The following is a 20,829-nucleotide window of genomic DNA, read 5'->3' as shown; positions in this document are numbered from 1 at the left end:
TCTGGAGAACTCCGTTTCTATATAAGCAAGTCGTGTGCCAAAAAAACGGCCGGACCGCTTGAGCGATCCGGCCGCTCACATGCCTTTCGCTTAGCCTTGGATCAGGTTCATCGCCATACGCGGCAGGGAGTTGGCCTGGGAGAGCATGGCCACCGCTGACTGGGTGAGAATCTGTTGCCGCACGAACTGGGTCATTTCCGTGGCCACGTCCACGTCGGAGATCTGCGATTCCGCGGCCTGGAGGTTTTCGGCCTGGATCTGCAGGTTGGAGATGGTGTTCTCCAGGCGGTTCTGCAGCGCGCCCAGGTTGGCGCGGATCTTGTCCTTGGACACGATGGCCGTCTTGATCGCGTCCAGGGCTTCCTGGGCCTGCTGCTGCGTGGAGATGCTGCGGCCCTTCGACGTGGAGGCCGCGCCGATGCCCACGCCCAGGGCCGAAGCCGTGGAGGTGCCGATCTGCACGTAGTAGTAGTCTTCCGCGCTGGCGTTGCCGGAGCCGAAGTGGACCTTCAGCTTGCCGGTGGAATTGATGCCGGAACCGTTGTGTGTCGCGCCGGACAGGTTGCCGTTGAGCAGATAGATGCCGTTGAAGTCCGTGGCGTTGGCGATTCGGGTGATTTCCGAGGCCATGGCCTGGTATTCCGAATCGATGATGAGGCGCTGGTCCGAGGTGTAGGTGCCGGTGGCGGCCTGTTCGGCCAGTTCCTTCATGCGGATGAGCTTTTCGTCCACGACCTGGAGCGCGCCGTCCGCCGTCTGGATCATGGAAATGGCGTCGTTGGCGTTGCGCACGCCCTGGTTGATGGAGGCGATGTCGGCGCGCATGAGCTCGCGAATGGCGAGGCCCGCGGCGTCGTCGGCCGAAGAATTGATGCGCAGGCCCGAGGACAGGCGCTTGGTCGAGGTGGCCAGGGCGGAGTACGAATTGGACAGGTTACGGGCCGCGTTGGCGGCCATTCCGTTGTAATTGATGGTAAGCGACATGGTTCGTTCCTCCTTGAAGGGATGCGGGCGTCCTTGCCCTTTTGCGCACCGGTTGCGGTCGCGGGCCCACGGCCGGGGACAATCGGTGAGTGCTTCTTTGCTAGGCTTATCGACTTCGGAAAATCGTTTCTTTAGCGGGCCGCCGCGCGGAACCCAAAAAAAAGCGTCCCCCGTTTCCGGGGGACGCTTTCAAGGCGCGGGCGGGCGGGAATCAGTCCCGGGTCACGGCCCGGGCGAGCAGGGCTTCGGCCGTTTGCGGCGAAAGCCCGCGCCCGGCGACCAGGGCGGCGAGGTTTTCCTCGGCGTCGCTCGGGCGCAGGTAGAGCGGGGGCACGGGGTCGAAGCCGTACGTTGCGGCCCGGGCCGCGGCAAGCATCGTTTCCGGGTCCGGCACGCAGGCCTCGGCCCCGAGGACCGTGGCCAGGGGCACGACGCGCAAAAACGCCTCGCGGTGCCGCACGGCCCCGTCGCCGACGAGCCACAGCGGCCCCACGGCCGCGCCGTCGGCCGCCTTGGCGAGCGCCGCGTCCAGGGGAAGCGCCTCGGGCGGCCCCATGGCCGCGAGGTCGCCGTCGGCCAGGAAGGACTGGACGTACACCTGGCCGGTGCGGGCGTGGGTTATGGCCAGGATCGCGCCGGTGGCGGCCCGGGCGGCCGAGGCGGCGAGCAGGGGCAGGAAATCGAGCCCGGCCATGGGTACGCCCGCGCCGAGCGAAAGTCCGAGCGCGGTGGCCAGGGTCACGCGGATGCCGGTGAAGCCGCCCGGGCCCCGCACGCAGGCCACGCCGGCAAGCGCCGTCGGGGCAAGCCCCACTGCGGCGAGGACGTCGGCGATCAGGGGCGCGAGCGATTCGCCGGCGTGGCCTGCGGCCGGACAGCGGCGCGCAAGGGGCGCTTGCCCGGGCCGGCCGAGCAGCACGCTCAGTTCCGGGGAAACGCCGTTTAAGACGAGCAAGGGGCCGTCGCCGGGCGTGGTTGCGCCCGGCGCGGCCGGTCTGTCTGCGGAGTCCATGGGCCTTTCCGTTTCGCTTTCTTACAAAATGAAAGGGCAAGCCCTAGCCGTCGAGCACGCTCAACTGGCGGCGGATGTCGTTGACCGTGGCCAGGATCATGAGCCCGATGAGGAAGGCCAGGCCGATCTTCGTGGTCAGGGCACGCATGCGCGGGCTCACCGGCCGGCGCATGACGATCTCGATGGCGTAGAAGAGCAGGTGTCCGCCGTCGAGGACCGGGATGGGCAGGAGGTTCAGCACGCCGAGGTTGACGCTAATAAGCGCCGCCAGGGCGACCACGTTGCCGAGGCCCTCCGAGGCCTGCTTGCTGACCATCTGGGCGATCATGATCGGCCCGCCCAGGCTGTCGAGGGGCACCACGCGCTCGATGAGCTTGAGCAGCCCCGTGTAGGTGACCACGACCACGTTCCAGGTCTGGCGGACGGCTTCTCCCGCGGCCGAGCCCGGGCCGAGCGGCACGGAGCGGGTCTTGCCCGAGGCCACGATGCCGACCAGCGGCGCGCTCTCCTCTTCGCCGAAGAGGTTCTTGACCGTACGCATGGCCGGGGTCAGGGAAAAGGTCAGGGTCTTGCCTTCGCGGTCCACGGTCAAAGTCACGGGCTTGCCGCCGCCGCCGCGGATGGCCTGGGCCATGGACTCCCAGTTGGCCACGGGCGCGCCGCTCACGGTCAGCACCGTGTCCCCGGGGCGCACGCCGGCCGTCTCCGCCGGGCTGTCCTTTTGCACCTGCCCGACCACGGGCAGCATCTCGAAGCGCCCCTCGGCCACGAGCAGGCCCCAGAACAGCAGCCAGGCCAGCACGAAGTTGAACACCGGGCCGGCGCCGACCACGATCATGCGCTGCCAGGCCGGGCGCAGCCGAAACTGCGTCTCGGGCGGAAAGCCGTCGGGCACCGGATCGTCGGGGTCCTGCGCCACCAGCTGGACGTAGCCGCCGAGCGGGATGGCCGAGAGCACGTAGCTGGTCATGCCCCGGCGAAATCCCAGCAGTTTGGGGCCGAAGCCCAGGGAAAAGGTGACCACGCCCATGCCAAAGGCCCGGGCGGCCAGGAAATGCCCCAGTTCGTGGAAAAAAATCAGGCCCCCGAGTACCAGGGCCACGGCGAGAATGCTTACGATCATGCGTGCTCGGTTGCGCCCGTGCCGCGCCTGGCGCGGGAGGAACGCGGGTTTGTCGCGGCGGGCGGGGCTCCGGTCGATCCGGCCGCCTGCCGATGGATTATAATAAGCCGCAGGGGCGGCATGGCAACGTCAGGCACGAACTTCGGCCCATGCGGCGGTTTCACGGCGCACGCGCGCGTCCAGGTCCATGATGGTCGCGGCGTCGGGCACGGGCTGGCCGGCATGGGCGTCCAGGGCCGCCGCGATGGCCAGGGGTATGCCCATAAACGGCAGCCGACCGGCCAGGAACAGGGCCACGGCCGCCTCGTTGGCGGCGTTGAGGACCACGGTGTGGCTGGGACCCGCCTCAAGCGCCCGCCGGGCCAGGCCCAGGCAGGGGAAATCGGCCTCGCGCGGGGCCTCGAAGGTGAGGCTGCCGAGCGTCACCAGGTCCACGCGGGATACCGACAGCGGGAGCCGCGCCGGGTAGCCCAGGCAATAGGCGATGGCCACGCGCATGTCCGCCGGCCCGAGGTGGGCGAGCAGGGAGCCGTCGTGGAGCTGGGCCAGGGAATGCACGATGCTTTGCGGATGGACCACCACGTCCACCATGGCGACGGGCAGGCCGTAGAGCCGGCAGGCCTCGATGACCTCCAGGCCCTTGTTCATGAGCGTGGCCGAATCCACGCTGATTTTCGGTCCCATGGACCAGGTGGGGTGGTCGAGCGCCATGGCCGGGGTGGCGCGGTCGAGTTCCTCGCGCGGCTTGCGTCGGAAGGGACCGCCCGAGGCCGTGAGCACGAGCTTTTCCACGAGCGGCAGGTCCGGCAGCCCGGGGCCGCCGAGCGCCTGGAACAGGGCGTTGTGCTCGGAATCCACGGGCAGGATCACCGCGCCGGTCGCCGCAGCGGTTTCGCGGATGAGGTCGCCGGCGAGCACCAGGGATTCCTTGTTGGCCAGGGCTACCACCTTGCCGGCGGCCACGGCGGCGAGCGTCGGGCCAAGCCCGGCCGCGCCGACGATGGCCGAGACCACGACGTCGACGTCCGCCGCGCCGGCCATGGCGGCGTAGCCCTCGGGGCCGGTCAGGATGTCCGGGGCGTAGCCGGCGGGGAGCAGCGCGCGCAAGGCTTTGGCACGCGCCGCGTCGAGCACGGCCAGGGCCCGGGGCCGAAACGCCGCGGCCTGTTCGGCCAGTAGCGCCACGTTGGTGGCGCCGGCGAGCGCGACGACGACGTAGCGGTCCGGGTGTTCGGCGGCCACGCGCAGGGCGCTGACGCCGATGGAGCCCGTGGCGCCGAGCACGGCAAGGCGGCGCGGGCGGCCGTCGTCGGCCACGGACAGGGACGTGATGTAGCCCGAGGGCGCGCCCTCGGGGGAACGGATGCGGGAATGGGTCATGTGGGGCTTTTCGTCCGGGCCGGCTCCTGGGCCCCGGGAGGGGCGATGCCGTAGCGGCCGAGGATTTCGCTGACGCGGGCCGGGAGGTTGGTGGCCACCTTGCCGAGCGCCGTCAGGTTGATGCACACATACAGGTCCACCTTGTGGGAGGCGCTCTCCCACAAGGCGACCAGGGGGCGGGCCAGTTCCGGCTCGATCTGGAACAGTTTCAGGCGCTCCTGGAATTCCCCCGGGTTCTTGGGACGAAAGAGCACGGCGTCGGCGCGGTCGGCGTCGTCTTCGAAAAATTGCTTGCGCCGCACCTTGTTGAGCCCCGTTCCGGCCAGGGCGTCCACGGCCTCTCGGGCGACGCGGCGCAGCCGGGAAGCGCGCACCAGGATGCGACCGGCGTCGGCCTCGCCTTTTTCCCGCAGCAGGGAGGCGAAATCGAATTCCATGATGCTTTCGAGCACGAGCCCCAGGCGTGCGGCGTCGAACGCGCCGGCGGCCTGGAGGATGAAGGCCCGCTCCTTGGGCGCGAAATCGCGCAGCGCCCGGGAGAAATCCTCGTGCACCACCCGCAGCGAGACCGCCGCGCCCACGCAAAGGGCCACGGTCTGCTCGGCGAGGACCTCGCGCGTGGCTTCCGCCTCGGCGTCCGGGGTATCCCCGGCCAGGGCGGCGCGGTAGTCCGCGGCGGCGGCGTCCATGGCCGCGACCTGGGCGGCGAACGCGGTTTCCTCGCGGTCGGCCCGCCGGTCCCAGCCGGGGATGTCGGCCCGGTTGCACACGGCCAGGGCCGCTTCGGACACGGCCCGGCCGTCGTCGCTCGCGGAGGCTTCCTCGAAGGCGGTCTGGACGCGCGTCTTGGAAATGACCTTGGCCGTGCCCTGGAGCTTTTCCAGCACCGCGTCGAAGGGGAAGGCGACCACGAGCAGGTTGCCCTCGCGGGAGAGGCGGTAGCGGCGCTCGGCCAGGATGCCGTCGTAGGCCCCGCGCACCTCTTCCTTGATGAACCGTTCGATGTAGGCTTTCCAGTACTGTTCGTCGAAGACCAGCGTCGCGGTGATCTCGTCGATCTTGGCCAGGGAATCCTCGCCGAAGTGGCGGATCACGGCGTCGCTGAAATGGTCCTTGATCAGGCTCGAGGCGTAGACCGCGCCCTGGAGGCACTTGGCCAGCACGGTTTCCACGCGCTCCAGGCGGCGCGCCAGCTTTTCCTGTTCCCCGGCGTCCCCCACGGCCTTGGCCTTGCCGTAGTGGTTGAGCTCGAGCAGGTAGGCCGAAAAGCGGTCCTTGACGTACTCGTGGCCGCCGTGCAGGCCCTCGGCCCGGCGCAGCAGCATGTCCATGAGGCTTTGCTGCTCGGTTTCGAGCAGGGGAAATTCGTTGATGCGGCTCCGGTTGGCGCGCAGAAATTCCAGGAAGACCCGCTCCTCCAGCACTTCGCGGCGGGCCTTTACGGCCTTGAGCTCCTCCAGCCGCGCCAGGCAGGCGGCGAAGCGCTCGTCGCGCCCTTCGGGCACGGATGCGGCGTCGTCCATGGCGGCGGTTCCTCCTTTAGCCCAACCCGAGCAGCGGGCGCATGGCGGCATAGGCCAGGATCGCGGGCAGCAGGCCGTCGATGCGGTCGAGGATGCCGCCGTGGCCCGGCAAGAGCGCCCCGGAATCCTTGACGCCGGCGGCGCGCTTGAGTGCGGACTCGAAAAAATCGCCCAGTTGCGACACCACGGCCAGCACCGCGCCGCAGCCCGCAAGCGCAGGGACACCCGCCGGGGTGAACGTGGCGAAGGCCGCCGCGACCAGGGCCGCGGCCACGATGCCGCCGGCCGTGCCGGCGCGCGTCTTGCCCGGGCTCACCGCCGGCCAGACCTTGGGGCCGCCGACGAGATGCCCGGCGAAATAGGCTCCGGTGTCGGCGGCCATGACCACGGCCAGCACGAACACGGTTCCAAGCGCCGGGAAAAGGCACAAAAAACGCAGGGAAAACGGGATGTAGAGCAGGGCGGCGACGAGGGTGCCCCGGGGCGGCGCGGTCTCGCCCCCGCCGGCGAAGCGGCCGAGGAAGGCGAACTGCTCGAGCCACAGCGCCGTGCCGAGGCAGGCGGCCAGGACAGGCCAGCCCCCGGCCACGGCGCTGCCCACGGCCACGGCCCCGAGCGCGAGGCCCGCGCGCTCGAGCATGGGGCCCGGCCTGCCGCACATGGCGAAATATTCCCGCATGCCCACGACCGCAGCCGCGGCGACGAGCACGGCAAGGACCCAGCCGCCGGCCCAGACCGCCGCGAAAAGGACAGGCAGGCCGACCACGGCGGTCAGCCAGCGTGATTTGAACGATGCGCCGAACATGGTGTCCTGAAATTCTCCCGAAAGCGTCCGCAATGCCGCGCGTGTGCAGGGCCGCACCCCGCGCCGCCGGCACGAATCCCTACGCTAGTGCAAAAGCGGCCTTGCGTCCAATGCCGCGCACGGCCCGCGGCGGCGGCTCATTCCCACCAGGTGACCGGCTCGAAGGTCACGGGCATGACCGCGGCCAGCCCCGGCAGCACGGACTGCTCGACCAGCGGGCGCAAACGGCCCTTGAGGGCCTTGTAATAGATGTCGAACTCCACCACGAACCAGGTGTCGCCGTCGGCCAGCCCGTCGGACACCACCATGAGGTACTCGAATCCCTGGCCGAACCGGGCCGCGCCGCTGGCCGCGTCCGCGGCCTGGGCGAACCGGGAGAAGCGGTCGAACACGCCGGCCAGGGCCGCGCGCGGGGCCGGGGCGTCGTCGAGGTCGGCCTGGAAGGTCAGGGTGAGGTAGCCCGAGCCGTCGGGGCGCACGAATTCCGCGATCTTGAGCACGCCCTCCTTGGCCGGGCCGCCGAGGCCCAGGTCCAGGGAAAAGCCCGTGAAGCCGGACAGTTGTTCGTGGGCCTTGAGCTCGCGCAGCTGCTTTTTGAGGTCGATGACGTCTTCGGCCATGGAAGCCTCCGGGAGACGGATCGTTTCGGGAAACTGCGGCTTGTAAAAGCCTTTCCGGAGACGTATGCTTTTTTCATGCAATTGGCCACCGTGATCCCGTCTCCCTCCGCCCGGGGTACGTCTTGAGCGACGGGCACTACTATCAATCCCTCACGCGCGTCCTGGTGGCCTGGATGGTGGCGGTCGCCCTGGCCCCGCTTCTCGTCTGCGCCCTGGTGCTCGGGCATCAGTTCCATACCGCCTATCGGGCCAAGGTCGTGGCCCACCTCGAGGAGCTCGTGCTCAAGCACAAGCAGCAGGTGGGCGCGTTCTTGCGGGAATCCGCCGCCGAACTGCGCGTGCTGGCCGAAATCGCCCCCTTCGGCGACTTCACCGACGACCGCCGCCTGGCCGCGCTGCTTGCGACCATGCAGCACGAGCACGGCGGCGTGTTCGTGGACCTCGGCCTCGTGGACGCCGCGGGGGCGCTCCTTTCCTATGCCGGGCCCTTTCGCCTGGGCCGGGCGGACTATGCCGAGGCCCCGTGGTTTCGCGCCGCCAGGAAGGGCGACCTGACCGTCAGCGACGTCTTTCTGGGCCTGCGCGGCCTGCCGCACTTCGTGGTCGCCGTGCGTGTGGCCCACGACGGGCGCGAATACCTGGTGCGGGCGGCCATCGATTTCGCCGCCTTCAACCGGCTTGTGGAAAACATCGGCCAGGGCGCCACGGGCCAGGCCTTCATCCTCAATTCCCGGGGCGAGTTGCAGACCACGCCCAAACGCGCCCCGAAGCTCGACGCGCCGTTCCTGCGCGCGCAAATTTGGGGCGACCCGGGCGGCACGCCGACCCAGGCCGAGGACCAGCCGCTCGTTTTCACCCACGAGGACCCGGAAACGGGACGCCAGCTCCTGTACGTGGCCAGCGTGTTCAAGGACGGCGACTGGGCGCTGGTCTACCAGCAGGACGAGGCCGACGCCTTTCCGGCGCTCTACCGCACGCGGCTGCTCGCCATCGCCATCGTGGTGCTCGGCGGCATCGGCATCCTGGTCGCCAGCTGGGTGCTGGCCAGGCGCATGGTGTCGCGCGTGGCCGCTGCCGACGCCGAGCGCGACCTCCTGAACGACCAGGTCATCGAGGCCGGCAAGCTGGCCTCGGTCGGGGAGCTGGCCGCCGGCATAGCCCACGAGATCAACAACCCCGTGGCCATCATGATGGAGGAGGCCGGCTGGGTCTCCGACATCCTGGGCGACGACGACTACGGCACGCCGGCGAACATGACCGAGATGCGCCGCGCCCTGGACCAGATCCGCCAGCAGGGCGTGCGCTGCAAGGAAATCACGCACAAGCTCCTGAGTTTCGCCCGCAAGACCGACGAGCGCATCAAGGAGCTCGACCTCAACGCCCTGGTGGCCGAAATGGCCGAGCTGTCCGAAAAGCGCGCCCGCTACGTCAACGTGCATATCGCGACCGACCTGGGCGAAGGGCTGCCCCACGTGGCCGGCTCACCCTCGGAGTTGCAACAGCTCGTGCTCAACCTCGTCAACAACGCCCTGGACGCCATGGAGCGCAACGGCGGCGACCTGATCCTCGCCACCCGCCTTGCCGGCGACCGCGTGGTGCTCTCCGTCAGGGATACGGGGCACGGCATGCCCAAGGCCGTGGCCGCGCGCATCTTCGAGCCCTTTTTCACCACCAAGGCCGTGGGCAAGGGCACGGGCCTGGGGCTTTCCATCTGCTACGGCATCGTGAAGAAGCTCGGCGGCGAAATCAGCGTGGAATCCGCGCCGGAGCAGGGCACGACCTTCCGCATCGCCCTGCCGGCGGCGGGCAAACCCGAGGGCGACGCGCCCTCCGCCCCGCCGCAACAGGCCTAAGAGACCCTGAGGACAGACATGAGCGAAGCGATCCCCTTGCGGGTCCTTTTGGTGGACGACGAGGTGGGTTTTACCGACGTGCTGGCCAAGCGCCTGCGCCGCCGGGGCCTTGCCGTGGAGGTGGCCCAGTCCGGGGCCGAGGGCCTGCGGCTGCTGCGGGAAAGCGATTTCGACGCGGCCGTGTGCGACCTCAAGATGGTGGATATGGACGGCATCGAGGTGCTCAAGGTGTTTCGGAAGATGGTGCCGGCCATGCCCGTGATCATGCTCACCGGGCACGGTTCCGAAGAGGCGGCCCAGGACGGCATGCAGGCCGGGGCCGCCGACTACCTGCTCAAACCCTGCGACATCGACGAGCTGCTCGCCAAGCTCACCGCGGCCGTGGCCAAGGCCAAGGCCGGCCCCGCCTGATTCGCTGCCGGGCAGAAATGCTTGCGAAATGTGGTCAGGAAGAACGCCTCCGGCGGCCAAAGGGCCACCGCCCTCTGGACTCCCTGCAAGGATTTCGGACAGCTCTGATGTGGGAACAATCGGGAGCAGCTGGAAACGGCCCTTACGTTGCAATTGCATCGCTCGTTACCTCGTTGCGGGATTCCAAAGGGCATGAGCCCTTTGGCCGCCGGAGGCATCTCCCCGAGCACTCTCTCGAAGGAATCCTTATATGACCGATGATGTCGCCCTTTTCAACGCCAGGGCCGCCGCCTGGGACGCCAGCCCCCACCGCCGCAAACTCGCGCAGGACATCGCCGTGGCCATGGAGCGGGCGGGGCTTTTCCGCCAGCCCGTGCCCGACGCCCTGGATTTCGGCTGCGGCACGGGCCTGCTTACCCTGGAACTCTCCCGGCGCTGCGAGTGCGTCACGGGCCTGGATTTCTCGCCGGGCATGCTCGCCGCCCTGGACGCCAAGATCGAGGCCGCGGGGCTCGGCAACGTGGCCACCATCCTGGCCGACCTCGCCGCCGGCGATCCGCTGCCCGGGCGCTACGACCTCGTGGCCAGCGCCATGGCCCTGCACCACGTGGCCGAACTGGACGCCGTGCTCAAGCGTCTCTTCGCCGCCGCGCAAAAAGGCGGCCGCATCGCCCTGGCCGACCTCGACAGCGAAGGCGGGGCCTTCCACGACGACAACGCCGGGGTGCACCATTTCGGTTTCGACCGCCTGGAACTGGCCGACACCCTGGCCGGCATAGGCTTCACCGATATCGACGCCGTGACCGCGGCCGTCATCGAGAAACCCGCACAGTGTTGTTCCGTGCGCAGCTTCCCGGTTTTTTTGATGACCGCCAGGAAGCCCTGAGCGTCTTGCCCCGACATCCCGGGGGGTTGCCGCCGCAGCGGCGTTTTCGCCGCCCCCTACCCCGTGCGGGAAAAATGTATTATAGGGCCTTCCCACCCAACGAAACAGAGGACTTTTCATGATCGGCATATCCAAGCTTTACTGCGGCGGGGTGGAACCCTCGGACGCGTTGCGCTACGGCCGCCAATCCGGCAAGCTGCCGTCCCACCTGCTGCAATTTTCCAAGGACAAAAAGCCCGTCGTGGTCTGGAACATGACCCGGCGCTGCAACCTCAAGTGCGTGCACTGCTACGCCAAGGCCGTGGACCCCGAAGGCGTGGACGACATCGGCACGGCCGAGGCCAAGACCATGATCGACGATCTGGCCGCCTACGGCGCGCCGGTCATGCTCTTTTCCGGCGGCGAGCCGCTGGTGCGCAAGGACTTGGTCGAACTGGCCTCCCACGCCACCTCGCGCGGCATGCGCGCCGTCATCTCCACCAACGGCACGCTCATTACCCGCGACAAAGCCCGCGAGCTCAAGGCCGTGGGCCTGTCCTACGTCGGCATTTCCCTGGACGGCGGCGAAGAGATCCACGACCGCTTCCGCGGCGTGGCCGGTTCCTACAAGAAGGCCCTGCAGGGCATCGAGAACTGCCAGAAGGAAGGGCTCAAGGTCGGGCTGCGCTTCACCATCAACAAGCGCAATGCCGGCGAAGTGCCGCTTCTCTTCGACCTCCTGCGCGACCTCGAAGTGCCGCGCATCTGCTTCTACCATCTGGTCTACGCCGGGCGCGGCTCGGAGCTCATCAAGGAAGACCTGGACCATGCCGCCACCCGGGCGCTCGTGGACCTCATCATGGACCGCACGCGGGCGCTGCACGACGCGGGAATTCCCAAGGAAGTGCTCACCGTCGACAACCACGCCGACGGCCCCTATGTCTACCTGCGCCTGCTGCGCGAGGACCCGGCCCGTGCGGCCGAGGTCAAGGAGCTGCTCTCCTTCAACGAGGGCAACAGCTCCGGCCGCGGCATCGGCTGCATTTCCTGGGACGGCAAGGTGCATGCCGACCAGTTCTGGCGCAACCACGTGTTCGGCAACGTGCGGGAACGGCCGTTCTCCCAGATCTGGGACGACCCGGCGATCGAACTTTTGGCCAAGCTCAAGGACAAGAAGCGCCATGTGACCGGGCGCTGCGCGACCTGCCGCTATCTCGAAATCTGCGGCGGCAACTTCCGCGCCCGCGCCGAGGCCGTCTCGGGCGACGTCTGGGGTCCGGATCCGGCCTGCTACCTGACCGACGACGAGATTCGCCCCGAAGAATAATCGCCCGTCCAAAGGACACGAAAAAGGGCCGTGCGCGTGGCGTACGGCCCTTTTTGCATGGAATCGAAAAAGAAATTAGCTGGGCACTGAAGCCGGGTAGCCGGATGGGATGTTCCTTTTAGGGAGTCCAGAGGGCGAAGCCCTTTGGCCGCCGGAGGCGTTCCTTCCCTTTTTCCCTTCCCCCTACCTCTCCTCAAATCTAGAACAGGGTGTGCTGGTCGGGGCGCATGCCGCGGATGGACAGCAGCGCCTCTTCGGCCCGGCGGCGCATGCGGAAAAGGGCCCGCAGGCAGGTCAGGTCGTTTTCGCCGGCGATGGCCGAGAGGGCTTCCACGGCCACGGCCAGCTTGGCCGTATCGTCCATGGTCGGGACGGGTCCGGCCTTGGCGACGGTAATGGTGTTGAGATCCTTGACCTTGGCCAGCGATGCCGCGCTTGCGCTCATTGCGTCCTTCTCCCCCAGGCCACGCCCGTGGCGGTTGTTTTTGTCGGGGGGCGTCATACTCCCGGCCCGCGAGCCTGTAAAGCGTTCTCGCGCCAGTTGACCACGCCCGGGTAAAAGGAATATGAGACAATGGAAACCGCGCAAATTACCCAACAAGCGGCGCGGAAAGGATCGCATTGTGGGCAGGCTTCCCGTGGATGCGCTCGAACCGGGCATGGTGCTGGCGTCGGACCTCCTGGGGTCTGACGGCAAGATGCTGTTGCCCAAGGGCATGACGCTCACGGACAGCCTCATCGGCAGCCTGCGCAAGCGCGGCGTGCCCGGGGCCGACGTGGCCGATTCCGGGGGCGGCGACGCGGGCGCGGGAGACGTGACCGAGGCCCTGCTCCAGGAAAGCGCAGCCCATGTCGTCCGCCGGTTCCTGGCCAACGACCTGTCCCATCCCGCCATCGCCGCGCTCTACGAAATCGCCGTCATGGCCCAGGCCCACGCCCTGGCCGAGGGCGTTCCCATCGTGCCCGAGATCGGCCCCAATCCCCGGGCCGAGTCCATGGGCGACCTCTTTTTCCGCGAAGAGGGCGGCGTGGAGGACCTCGTGGACAGCGAGGTCAAGCTGGCGTCCTTCCCGGACATCTATTTCAAGATCCGCCAGGTGCTCGATTCGCCCGTCAGCACCTCCGCCCAGGTCGCCGACGTCATCAGCAAGGACACGAGCCTGACGGCCAAGCTCTTGAAGCTCGTCAACAGTCCGTTCTACGGCCTGCCCCACCGCGTGGACTCCATCAGCCGGGCGGTCATCGTTCTCGGCAGCCAGGAGGTCTCCACCCTGGCGCTCGGCATCGCGGCCATGAACGCCTTCAAGGACATTCCCCCGGAACTGATCAACATGCGCACGTTCTGGGAGCATTCCATGGCTGTCGGCGTCTTTGCCCGGCTGCTTGGCGACGCCGTGGCCGGCAAGGGCTCCGAACGGCTGTTCGTGGCCGGCGTGCTCCACGATATCGGCCGGCTCGTCATCTTCAAGAAGCTCCCCCACGCCGCCGTGGAGGCCATCTATTACGCCAAGGGCAACATGACGCCCCTGTGCGTGGCCGAAAGCGAGGTGCTGGGGTTTTCCCATCCGCTGATCGGGGGGCTGCTGCTCAAGGCCTGGAAGTTCCCCGAGGCCCTCGTGACCACGGTTTCCTGCCACCATGCGCCGTCCTCCAGTCCGGGAGACGTCGAGGCGGCCGTCCTGCATCTGGCCGACATCATGGCCGTGGCCCTCGGGCACACGCCGCCGGCGTCGGTGATGGTCCCTGCGCTCGACCCGGATGCCTGGGCCACGCTCGGGCTCGACCCCGACCGCCTGGCCGAGGTGGCCGACGCGGGCCGGGACCAGATCGACGAAATCGTGGGCGCGTTCTTCCCGGTCCGCAAGAACTGATCCAACGCAAGCAAGCGAGGTTATGCATGGCTTTCGGCGATTTCCATCGCGGCCGCCGGTTGCGCCGTACGGCGTTTTTACGCGACATGGTACGCGAGACCGAACTGCGTCCCGACGACCTCATCCAGGGCTATTTCGTGGTGGATACGCCCGACGCGGATTTCGAGAAGCCGCTCGGGTCCATGCCCGGCCAGTCCCAGCTCTCCGTGGAAAAGCTCGTCGCCCGCGCGGGCGCGGCCATGGACATGGGGCTGCGCTCGGTGATCGTGTTCGGCCTGCCCGAGAAGAAGGACCCGGCCGGCTCCGGGGCCTACGCCGACGACGGCATCGTGCAGCGCGCGGTCATGCGCCTCAAGGAAACCTATCCGCAACTGGCCGTGGTCACGGACGTGTGCCTGTGCGAATACACGAGCCACGGCCACTGCGGCCTGCTCGACGGCCACGGCGAGGTGAATAACGACGCCACCCTGGAACTTTTGGCCAAAACGGCCGTGAGCCACGCCCGGGCCGGGGCGGACATCATCGCGCCCTCGGACATGATGGACGGCCGGGTCGCGGCCATCCGCGCCGCCCTGGACGATGCGGGCTTTTCCCACATTCCGATCATGTCCTATGCCGTCAAGTACGCCTCGGCCTTCTACGGCCCGTTTCGCGAGGCCGCCGAGAGCGCCCCGGCCTTCGGCGACCGGCGCGGCTACCAGATGGACCCGGCCAACGTGCGCGAGGGGCTGCGCGAGGCCGCGGCCGACCTGGAAGAGGGCGCGGATATCCTCATGGTCAAGCCGGCCATGCCCTATCTCGACGTGGTGCGGCTTTTGCGCGACAGTTTCGACACACCCATCGCCGCCTACCAGGTGAGCGGCGAATACGCCATGCTGCAAGCGGCCATCGCCAACGGCTGGCTCGACGAAAAACGGGCCATCCTGGAGTCGCTCACCGGCATCAAGCGCGCCGGCGCGGACATGATCATCACCTACTTCGCCGAGAAGGTGCTGCCCTGGCTCTAGGCCCCGCACCTTGCCTCGCTCCGCCCAACCATTATATCAAAAGCCGCGCGGCCGCTTCGCATGTTGCGGCCGCGCGCAAATCGCGCCCAAGGAGGGGACCGGCGCACGCCACGCGCCGCCGGTCCGCAGTTCCCCATATGCAGCATCCCCACGGCAAGGGCCCCGGACACCCCGGCGGCCACCCCCTCGGTCATCCCGGCGGCCACCCGGCCGGCCATCCCCACGCCCAGGCCGCGCCCGGCGGCATGCCGTCCCTGCGCCTGATCGCCTGGGAAGTCACCCGCGCCTGCAACCTGGCCTGCAAGCACTGCCGGGCCGAGGCCTGCCTCGACCCCTGGCCGGGTGAGTTCGACACCGCCGAGGCCAAGGCGCTCATCGACACCTTCCCGCAGACCGGCAGCCCCATCATCATTTTCACCGGCGGCGAGCCGCTCCTGCGCCCGGACATCTTCGACCTCGTGCGCCACGCGCGAAGCCGCGACCTGCGCTGCGTCATGGCCCCCAACGGCACGCTGGTCACCGCGGAAAACGCCCGCGAGATCAAGGCCTCGGGCATCGCCCGCTGCTCCATTTCCATCGACGCGCCAAACGCCGCGGACCACGACGCCTTCCGCGGCGTGCCGGGCGCGTTCGAAGGGGCGCTGCGCGGCATCGAGCACCTCAAGGCGGCCGGGGTGGAGTTTCAGATCAACACCACGGTCACCAAGCACAACATGGGAAATTTCAAGGAAATCTTTGCACTTGCCGACAAGCTCGGCGCGGCCGCCTGGCACATCTTCCTGCTCGTGCCCACGGGACGCGCGGCGGAACTCGGGGCCGAGATCATAACGGCTAAGCAGTACGAGGAAGTGCTCAACTGGTTCTACGACTTCCGCAAGACCACGAACATGCACTTAAAAGCCACCTGCGCCCCGCACTACTACCGCATCATGCGCCAGCGGGCCAAGGCCGAGGGCGTTTCCGTCACGCCCGACACCTTCGGCATGGACGCCATGACGCGCGGGTGTCTGGGCGGCACGGGCTTCTGCTTCATCTCGGCCGTGGGCCAGGTGCAGCCCTGCGGCTACCTGGACCTCGACTGCGGCAACGTGCGCAAGACCCCGTTCCCGGAAATCTGGCGCTCCTCGCCCCAGTTCCTCCAGTTCCGCAACAAGGAGGAATACAAGGGCAAGTGCGGCGTGTGCGAGTACCACCGCGTCTGCGGCGGCTGCCGCGCCAGGGCGCAGACCATGTCCGGCGACTACATGGCCCCGGAGCCGCTTTGCGACTACACCCCGGCCAAGGCCGCGGGCGAGGGCGCATGAACGCGCCGGAGGTTCCCGCCTCCGGCGATCCCGTCCCGGCTCCCGGCCCCGGCGAACCCGGTGATCGGGAGCGCGGGCGGCGGCGCGTGTTGCGCACCCTGGCGGTCGCCTGCCTGCTGTGCGGGCTCGGCGCGGCGGCCGTGGTCTGGCAGCGCGCCGGGGCCGCGCCCGAGGCCTCGGGCTACCAGGTCATCGACGGCGTGGCCTATCCCCTGCCTGTGGAAGACACGAAAGCCTACGCGCGGCGTATGGCGGTCTTCGGCGGCAAGGCGCTCCTGGCCGCCGATGCGTTCCTGGATTTCCTGGGCGGACTTTCACGCTCGCGCACGGTCGCCGCGCTGCTCGCCCTGGCCGGCGCGGGAGGGGGGCTTTGCCTGTGGCGGGCCGCCGACCGGCCGGCGATCCGGGACGAGGATGATGTCGGACAGGACGACCCCCTCTAACACTGCACCGCGCGGTCGAACAGCTCGAAGACCGTGGTCACGCCGACGTCCGCGTCGTAGTAATCGGCCAGCTGCTCGATCTGGCGCAGGCAGTTGAAGCACGGGGCCGTGACCAGGGCCGCGCCGCTGTCCTGGATCTGCGCGAGCTTGCGCCGTCCCGAGACCTGCATGCGGAATTCGTAGAACGTGTCCTTGCGCGGCGTGCCTTCCGCCGTTTCCAGCACCGCCAACCCGCCGCCGCCCCCGCAACAGAAGTTGGCCTCGCGGTTGGGCGACATTTCCCGAAAATCCGCCACGCAGGCGCGCAGCACTTGGCGCGGCGCTTCCATAATGCCGCCGCTGCGGCCGAAGTTGCAGGGATCATGGTAGGTCGTCGGGCGGGGATTGCGTCCGGGATCGAGGCGGATGCCTCCCCGGCGCAGGACGTCCGCGGCCAGGGTGAAGATGTCGGTGACGGCGTAGGGAAGGCCCGGGGCGCTGGTGTGCCCGCCCATGTATTTGGCCACTCGGTAGGCGTGGCCGCATTCGCCGATGACCAGCCGCTTTGCCCCGGTTTCCAGGCAGGCTTCGTGCAGCAGTGCGTTCTTGCGGCGCATGTGGGCGTCGTCGCCCGAGAACAGGCCGAAGTTGGCGGCGTCGAAGGCCTTTATGGACAGCGTCCAGGGGATGCCGGCCAGATGGAAGAACGTGGCGCAGCCCATGAGGTTTTCGGGCCGGGCCATGATCTCGCTCGAGGCCGTGGCGAAAAGGACGTCCGCCCGGGCGTCGAGGGGGATGCGGATGTCCGCGCCGTGCTCCTCGCGCAGTTCTCCTTCCAGAAATCGGATCATGTCGCGGATGGCCGCTTCGGAGGCGCCTTCGTTGTTGCCCCGGGCGTCCGAGGCCTGTTGCGTCGCGGCGATGGGGCAGGGCGTCAGCCCCAGGTCGCCGAGCACGGCGCGCGCCGCGCGGGTGAGCACGGCATTGTCCAGGCCCAGGGGACAATAGACGGCGCAGCGCCGGCAGCAGGAACATTCGTAGAAATCCCGCATCCAGACGGCCAGTTCCGCCGCGTCCGGGCCCCGGCCCCGGCGGTAGGCCTTGCGCAGCAGTTCCGCCCGGTGGACGGGGTGGAACCGAACTTGCCCGTCGGTGAGGCTGTTGTGGCAGACAGCGGCGCAACGGCCGCAGCCCACGCAGATTTCAAGCGCCAGTTGCAGGGCGCGCGGGCCGTTTCGCATGTTCCTGACGGCCGATTGCGCCTGGGCCAGATCCTCGGATGTGAGGCGGGAAAGCCTGGGATGCATGGGCGGCTCCGGGGGTCAGGAAGCGCCGCCGGCGGCGTCGGCGGGCGGGAACGTCGCGGCGCGCAGGCCCGCCTTGGCGGGAAAGACGCCGAAGGCGTGCAGCAGTTTGCCCCAGGGAAGGTACACGGCCAGGGCCTGGGCGAGCAGGAAATGGACGGCGAAGCCGGGGGCTTGCGGCATGGGGCCGGGGCGCAGGGCGGCCAGGGCGGCGCAGTAGGCGCGCACGTCGGCAAGTTCGGTGCGGCCGGCAAGGCGCATGAAAAGCCCCGACGCGAGGACCGCGGCCAGAAGCGCCAGGGCGAGGAAGTCCTGCGGCCGGCTGGCGACGCGCAGGGCGGGACTGGCGAGCCTGCGCACGGCCAGCGCCGCCACGGCGGCCAGTGCGGCGAGCCCTGCCGCGCTGCCGGCGACGGCCCCGAAGCGGTCCACGTCCTTGACGGTCAGCCCGAGGACTGCCCAGAGTCCGGGAAAGTCCGCCACGGCGCGGCAATGCCCCACGGCAAGCAGGAGCAGGGTGGCATGGAGGCACCAGGCGGCGACGATGCCGGCGGCGAATGCGCTGCGGCGTCCGCCGAGCAGGCAGACTTCGGCGGCGATTTGGGCCCATGCGGCCGGCGTCGTGTCCGGGGCGGGGAAAAGCGGCGCGGGTCGGGCCACGACGCGCTGCCAGCGGCGCAACCGCCACAGCAGGCCGAGGAGCAGGGCCGCGCCGGTCAGGTAGGGCAACCCGTGGAAGAAGGTGGATGCGTGCTCCATGAACGGACCTCCGTCGGGGCGGGGCCGCGCATTGCGGCAGCGGGCAGGCGTTGGGGGAAATGTCCTTGACTTGGTGTGGGCTTTTTGTATAATAAAGAATTTTAGGTGTCCACCTTCAAAAAGCGGCTGTCGTTTGTAACCATCTCCTCGGCTTCGGCGACCGGCGTGGGTATCGGACCCGTCTTTTCCCTCGGGAAAGTTGTTTCCTAGCGTCCTGTTTCCGGAGTCTGCTTGCCGATCACCATCCCTTCCCCCTGGCGTTCCCTGGACCCCGTCCGTGATGCCATCGATCCGGACGTTTCGGTGCGCATCGACGTCCTGCGCGCCATCCTCATCGGCCTGATCGTGCTGTGCCACGGTGGCCGCTGGATCGGCGCGGAGGTGCCGTTCGCCTCGCCCACGGCGCAGTTCGTGCTGACCGTGTTCAACCGGGGGCTGGCCTGCGTCGCGGTGCCGCTTTTTTTCGCCATCTCCGGTTATCTGCTGCTGCGCAAGCTCGAGGCGACGCCCGCTGCCTACTGGCGGCTCGTGCGCACCAAGGCCGTGGCCATCGGCGTGCCGTTTCTCCTCTTCAACGGCATCTGGATCGCCTGGGTGCTCTACATCGGCAGCATCCCGTTTTTCGGCGGCCGCTCCTTCGTGCTCACCGCCGGCATCCTGCGCAAGCTCGTCGGCTTCGGCACGACCCCGTTCAACTATCCGCTCTGGTTTCTGCGCGACCTGCTCACCGTGTTTGCGCTCACGCCGCTCTTTCTGGTATTTTTCCGCCGCCTGCCGGACCTCGGCCTCGTCCTGCTCGGGCTTGCCTGGTTCGTGGGCACGACGGACAACGAATATTCCCTGTCCGGGTTCGCGTTCGCCTTCTATGCCGGGGGCTGGCTGGCCAGGCGGCGGGCGGGGCTTCGCGACACGGCCGGCTGGGACAAGGCCGTTTTACCGCTTTTCGCGGCGGCGACCATCGTCGTCGGGCTTTCGCCGTGGCTCGGGTTCGATATCTACGGCTTGGCGGCGTTCAAGAAGGTCTACCAGATGCTCGGCGTGGCCGCGTTCTGGTGCCTGTCGCGCCAGGGCTGGATCAAGGACAGCCGGCTGCTGCACCGGCTTGCGGCCATGAGCTTTTTCGTCTTCCTCACCCACGAGCCCACGGTCTCGGTCATGCAGTCGTATCTCGTGCCGCTGTGGCGGCCGGCGAGCACGCTTGCCCAGCTTGCCGCCTATCCCGTGGCCGGCGTTGCGGCCATGGTCTTGCTGTCCCTGCTCGGCTGGGGGCTTGCCGCGTGCCTGCCACGGCTTTTCGCGCTGCTCACGGGCGCGCCGTTGCGCCTGCGCTTCACCCCGCCGCCGGCGGCGCGCTGAGCGCAGAAGCCCCGGCCGGACCGCTGGACTGGTCCGGCCGGGGCATGGGCGAGGCGGGAGGGGATCCGCCTCAGGGATGGTTCTGGAACTTGTTTTGCGTGGCCTCGCCGCCGCTGTGGCAGGGGCGGCAGTCCATGAGACCCTTGGAATTGTCCGCGGTCTTGCCCTTGCCGTGGCATTCCCCGCAGTAGGCGACCGCTTCCGATTTGCCGTCCGGCTTGAAGCTGCCGTCGATCTTGGCGTTTAATATCGCGATGCCCTTGGCCGCCACGTCCGCCGTGACGCGGGAGCAGCGCTCGCTGCGGTCCTTGGAGCTTTGTTCCTTCTTGTTGGCGTAGCACCAGCGGCTCACCGAGATGTGGCACAGGACCGAGTCCGACGTGCTCATCGGCAGCGGGCCCTTGACGCCCTTGGCCGCGTCGCCCGGGTCGTAGGTCGGGAAGGCGGTCTTCTCGTACCAGCGGAAAAGCTCCGTGACCATGGCGTTGCGCTCCTTGCGGCCCCAGAACAGGGCGTAGGCGCTGGCGACTCCTAAAAGCGCGCCGCAGATGGTCCCCCACTCGGAAATGCCGCTCTTGCCCACTTCCATCATGGTGAAGGGGAACTGGTTGTAGGGCGCGCCGTATTTTTCGGCCATGGTGCCGACGATGGCGTAGAACGCCCCGTAGCAGCAGCCGTAGTCCTCGAACCAGTAGCCGTCGTAGGCCGTCTTGGCGCAGGCGGCGGGGTCGAGCTTGTGCGGCGTCCAGCCGAAAGGCGCGCTGCTCTGGTCGAACGGGGCCGCGCCCACCTTGCCCACCGTCGCCGCAAGCGCGCCGCCGAAAGCCAGCCCGCCCAATGTGCCAAGCATCGCCCGTCTGTTCAGTGCCATGTCTCCTCCTTGTCGTTGGTCGGTTGCCCCCG

At 68.5% G+C, this 20,829-nt stretch carries 20 protein-coding genes; 9 read left to right on the top strand and 11 right to left on the bottom strand.

Annotated elements, in window-relative coordinates; all coding sequences use genetic code 11:
- Nucleotides 1-90: 90 nt before the first annotated feature.
- The 7 genes from Q368_RS0115715 to Q368_RS0115685 all read right to left on the bottom strand — a co-directional run bounded on the left by Q368_RS0115715 (nt 91) and on the right by Q368_RS0115685 (nt 7,447).
- Entirely contained in the window at nt 91-984 is an 894-nt protein-coding gene (locus Q368_RS0115715; protein WP_029460010.1) for a flagellin N-terminal helical domain-containing protein, read from the bottom strand.
- Between the two features lie 211 nt (nt 985-1,195).
- Complete coding sequence (tsaB, locus tag Q368_RS0115710; protein WP_052360202.1) at nt 1,196-1,996, bottom strand: tRNA (adenosine(37)-N6)-threonylcarbamoyltransferase complex dimerization subunit type 1 TsaB; 801 nt, start codon at nt 1,994-1,996, stop codon at nt 1,196-1,198.
- A gap of 43 nt (nt 1,997-2,039) precedes the next feature.
- Nucleotides 2,040-3,119 carry an RIP metalloprotease RseP gene (rseP, locus tag Q368_RS0115705; RefSeq protein WP_029460008.1) on the bottom strand — a complete coding sequence of 360 codons (1,080 nt, stop codon included), beginning with the start codon at nt 3,117-3,119 and terminating at the stop codon, nt 2,040-2,042.
- 129 nt (nt 3,120-3,248) lie between these two features.
- Nucleotides 3,249-4,499, bottom strand: a complete 1,251-nt coding sequence (gene dxr / locus Q368_RS0115700) for a 1-deoxy-D-xylulose-5-phosphate reductoisomerase (RefSeq protein ID WP_052360201.1) — start codon at nt 4,497-4,499, stop codon at nt 3,249-3,251.
- Nucleotides 4,496-6,022: a hypothetical protein gene (locus Q368_RS0115695; protein WP_029460006.1), complete on the bottom strand. Its 1,527-nt coding sequence runs from the start codon at nt 6,020-6,022 to the stop codon at nt 4,496-4,498. The genes dxr and Q368_RS0115695 overlap by 4 nt, the downstream gene beginning before the upstream one ends.
- 16 nt (nt 6,023-6,038) lie before the next feature.
- The gene (locus Q368_RS0115690; protein ID WP_029460005.1) at nt 6,039-6,827 is read right to left on the bottom strand and encodes a phosphatidate cytidylyltransferase; all 789 of its coding nucleotides are present in this window, start codon (nt 6,825-6,827) and stop codon (nt 6,039-6,041) included.
- A 137-nt stretch (nt 6,828-6,964) separates the two neighbouring features.
- Entirely contained in the window at nt 6,965-7,447 is a 483-nt protein-coding gene (locus tag Q368_RS0115685; RefSeq protein WP_029460004.1) for a hypothetical protein, read from the bottom strand.
- A gap of 122 nt (nt 7,448-7,569) precedes the next feature.
- Between Q368_RS0115685 and Q368_RS0115680 the strand changes: the two genes are divergently transcribed.
- From Q368_RS0115680 to ahbC, 4 genes are all read left to right on the top strand, one after another.
- On the top strand, nt 7,570-9,300 hold the full coding sequence (locus Q368_RS0115680) for a sensor histidine kinase (RefSeq protein WP_029460003.1): 1,731 nt from the start codon (nt 7,570-7,572) through the stop codon (nt 9,298-9,300).
- Between the two features lie 18 nt (nt 9,301-9,318).
- Complete coding sequence (locus Q368_RS0115675; RefSeq protein ID WP_029460002.1) at nt 9,319-9,711, top strand: response regulator; 393 nt, start codon at nt 9,319-9,321, stop codon at nt 9,709-9,711.
- Between the two features lie 250 nt (nt 9,712-9,961).
- Nucleotides 9,962-10,597 carry a class I SAM-dependent DNA methyltransferase gene (locus Q368_RS0115670; protein WP_029460001.1) on the top strand — a complete coding sequence of 212 codons (636 nt, stop codon included), beginning with the start codon at nt 9,962-9,964 and terminating at the stop codon, nt 10,595-10,597.
- A 118-nt stretch (nt 10,598-10,715) separates the two neighbouring features.
- Nucleotides 10,716-11,903 carry a 12,18-didecarboxysiroheme deacetylase gene (gene ahbC, locus Q368_RS0115665; RefSeq protein ID WP_029460000.1) on the top strand — a complete coding sequence of 396 codons (1,188 nt, stop codon included), beginning with the start codon at nt 10,716-10,718 and terminating at the stop codon, nt 11,901-11,903.
- A gap of 199 nt (nt 11,904-12,102) precedes the next feature.
- On the opposite strand, the gene Q368_RS0115660 is transcribed toward ahbC, so the two are convergent.
- Nucleotides 12,103-12,348 (bottom strand): hypothetical protein, encoded by a 246-nt coding sequence (locus tag Q368_RS0115660; RefSeq protein WP_029459999.1) that lies wholly within the window; start codon nt 12,346-12,348, stop codon nt 12,103-12,105.
- A 178-nt stretch (nt 12,349-12,526) separates the two neighbouring features.
- Here Q368_RS0115660 and Q368_RS0115655 point away from each other — a divergent pair, with 178 nt between their 5' ends.
- The 4 genes from Q368_RS0115655 to Q368_RS0115640 all read left to right on the top strand — a co-directional run bounded on the left by Q368_RS0115655 (nt 12,527) and on the right by Q368_RS0115640 (nt 16,528).
- Nucleotides 12,527-13,774, top strand: coding sequence for an HDOD domain-containing protein (locus Q368_RS0115655; RefSeq protein ID WP_029459998.1), 1,248 nt, complete (start codon nt 12,527-12,529; stop codon nt 13,772-13,774).
- Between the two features lie 26 nt (nt 13,775-13,800).
- Nucleotides 13,801-14,781, top strand: a complete 981-nt coding sequence (gene hemB, locus Q368_RS0115650) for a porphobilinogen synthase (protein ID WP_029459997.1) — start codon at nt 13,801-13,803, stop codon at nt 14,779-14,781.
- 137 nt (nt 14,782-14,918) lie between these two features.
- A complete protein-coding gene (gene ahbD, locus Q368_RS0115645) occupies nt 14,919-16,085 on the top strand; it encodes a heme b synthase (protein ID WP_029459996.1) in 1,167 nt (388 codons plus the stop codon).
- Nucleotides 16,082-16,528, top strand: a complete 447-nt coding sequence (locus Q368_RS0115640; RefSeq protein ID WP_029459995.1) for a hypothetical protein — start codon at nt 16,082-16,084, stop codon at nt 16,526-16,528. The genes ahbD and Q368_RS0115640 overlap by 4 nt, the downstream gene beginning before the upstream one ends.
- Here Q368_RS0115640 and Q368_RS0115635 read toward each other — a convergent pair.
- A complete protein-coding gene (locus Q368_RS0115635; protein WP_052360200.1) occupies nt 16,525-17,814 on the bottom strand; it encodes a (Fe-S)-binding protein in 1,290 nt (429 codons plus the stop codon). The two genes, Q368_RS0115640 and Q368_RS0115635, sit on opposite strands and share 4 nt — an antisense overlap.
- 15 nt (nt 17,815-17,829) lie before the next feature.
- Nucleotides 17,830-18,570, bottom strand: coding sequence for a respiratory nitrate reductase subunit gamma (locus tag Q368_RS0115630; RefSeq protein ID WP_029459993.1), 741 nt, complete (start codon nt 18,568-18,570; stop codon nt 17,830-17,832).
- Between the two features lie 231 nt (nt 18,571-18,801).
- Between Q368_RS0115630 and Q368_RS0115625 the strand changes: the two genes are divergently transcribed.
- Nucleotides 18,802-19,926, top strand: coding sequence for an acyltransferase family protein (locus Q368_RS0115625; protein WP_052360199.1), 1,125 nt, complete (start codon nt 18,802-18,804; stop codon nt 19,924-19,926).
- Nucleotides 19,927-19,996: 70 nt separating this feature from the next.
- Here the strand turns inward: Q368_RS0115625 and Q368_RS0115620 are convergent, their stop codons facing one another.
- Nucleotides 19,997-20,797 (bottom strand): split-Soret cytochrome c, encoded by an 801-nt coding sequence (locus Q368_RS0115620; RefSeq protein WP_029459991.1) that lies wholly within the window; start codon nt 20,795-20,797, stop codon nt 19,997-19,999.
- Nucleotides 20,798-20,829 lie beyond the last annotated feature (32 nt).

Origin of the sequence: Solidesulfovibrio alcoholivorans DSM 5433, assembly GCF_000702665.1 — a bacterium.
Classification (GTDB): Bacteria; Desulfobacterota; Desulfovibrionia; order Desulfovibrionales; family Desulfovibrionaceae; genus Solidesulfovibrio; species Solidesulfovibrio alcoholivorans.
This window is presented reverse-complemented; position numbering and strand designations above follow the sequence as displayed.

Coding starts and splice junctions, on each gene's coding strand:
- Q368_RS0115715 (WP_029460010.1), bottom strand. CDS start 984: ATGTCGCTTACCATCAATTACAACGGAATGGCCGCCAACGCGGCCCGT.
- tsaB (WP_052360202.1), bottom strand. CDS start 1,996: ATGGACTCCGCAGACAGACCGGCCGCGCCGGGCGCAACCACGCCCGGC.
- rseP (WP_029460008.1), bottom strand. CDS start 3,119: ATGATCGTAAGCATTCTCGCCGTGGCCCTGGTACTCGGGGGCCTGATT.
- dxr (WP_052360201.1), bottom strand. CDS start 4,499: ATGACCCATTCCCGCATCCGTTCCCCCGAGGGCGCGCCCTCGGGCTAC.
- Q368_RS0115695 (WP_029460006.1), bottom strand. CDS start 6,022: ATGGACGACGCCGCATCCGTGCCCGAAGGGCGCGACGAGCGCTTCGCC.
- Q368_RS0115690 (WP_029460005.1), bottom strand. CDS start 6,827: ATGTTCGGCGCATCGTTCAAATCACGCTGGCTGACCGCCGTGGTCGGC.
- Q368_RS0115685 (WP_029460004.1), bottom strand. CDS start 7,447: ATGGCCGAAGACGTCATCGACCTCAAAAAGCAGCTGCGCGAGCTCAAG.
- Q368_RS0115675 (WP_029460002.1), top strand. CDS start 9,319: ATGAGCGAAGCGATCCCCTTGCGGGTCCTTTTGGTGGACGACGAGGTG.
- Q368_RS0115670 (WP_029460001.1), top strand. CDS start 9,962: ATGACCGATGATGTCGCCCTTTTCAACGCCAGGGCCGCCGCCTGGGAC.
- ahbC (WP_029460000.1), top strand. CDS start 10,716: ATGATCGGCATATCCAAGCTTTACTGCGGCGGGGTGGAACCCTCGGAC.
- Q368_RS0115660 (WP_029459999.1), bottom strand. CDS start 12,348: ATGAGCGCAAGCGCGGCATCGCTGGCCAAGGTCAAGGATCTCAACACC.
- hemB (WP_029459997.1), top strand. CDS start 13,801: ATGGCTTTCGGCGATTTCCATCGCGGCCGCCGGTTGCGCCGTACGGCG.
- ahbD (WP_029459996.1), top strand. CDS start 14,919: ATGCAGCATCCCCACGGCAAGGGCCCCGGACACCCCGGCGGCCACCCC.
- Q368_RS0115640 (WP_029459995.1), top strand. CDS start 16,082: ATGAACGCGCCGGAGGTTCCCGCCTCCGGCGATCCCGTCCCGGCTCCC.
- Q368_RS0115635 (WP_052360200.1), bottom strand. CDS start 17,814: ATGCATCCCAGGCTTTCCCGCCTCACATCCGAGGATCTGGCCCAGGCG.
- Q368_RS0115630 (WP_029459993.1), bottom strand. CDS start 18,570: ATGGAGCACGCATCCACCTTCTTCCACGGGTTGCCCTACCTGACCGGC.
- Q368_RS0115620 (WP_029459991.1), bottom strand. CDS start 20,797: ATGGCACTGAACAGACGGGCGATGCTTGGCACATTGGGCGGGCTGGCT.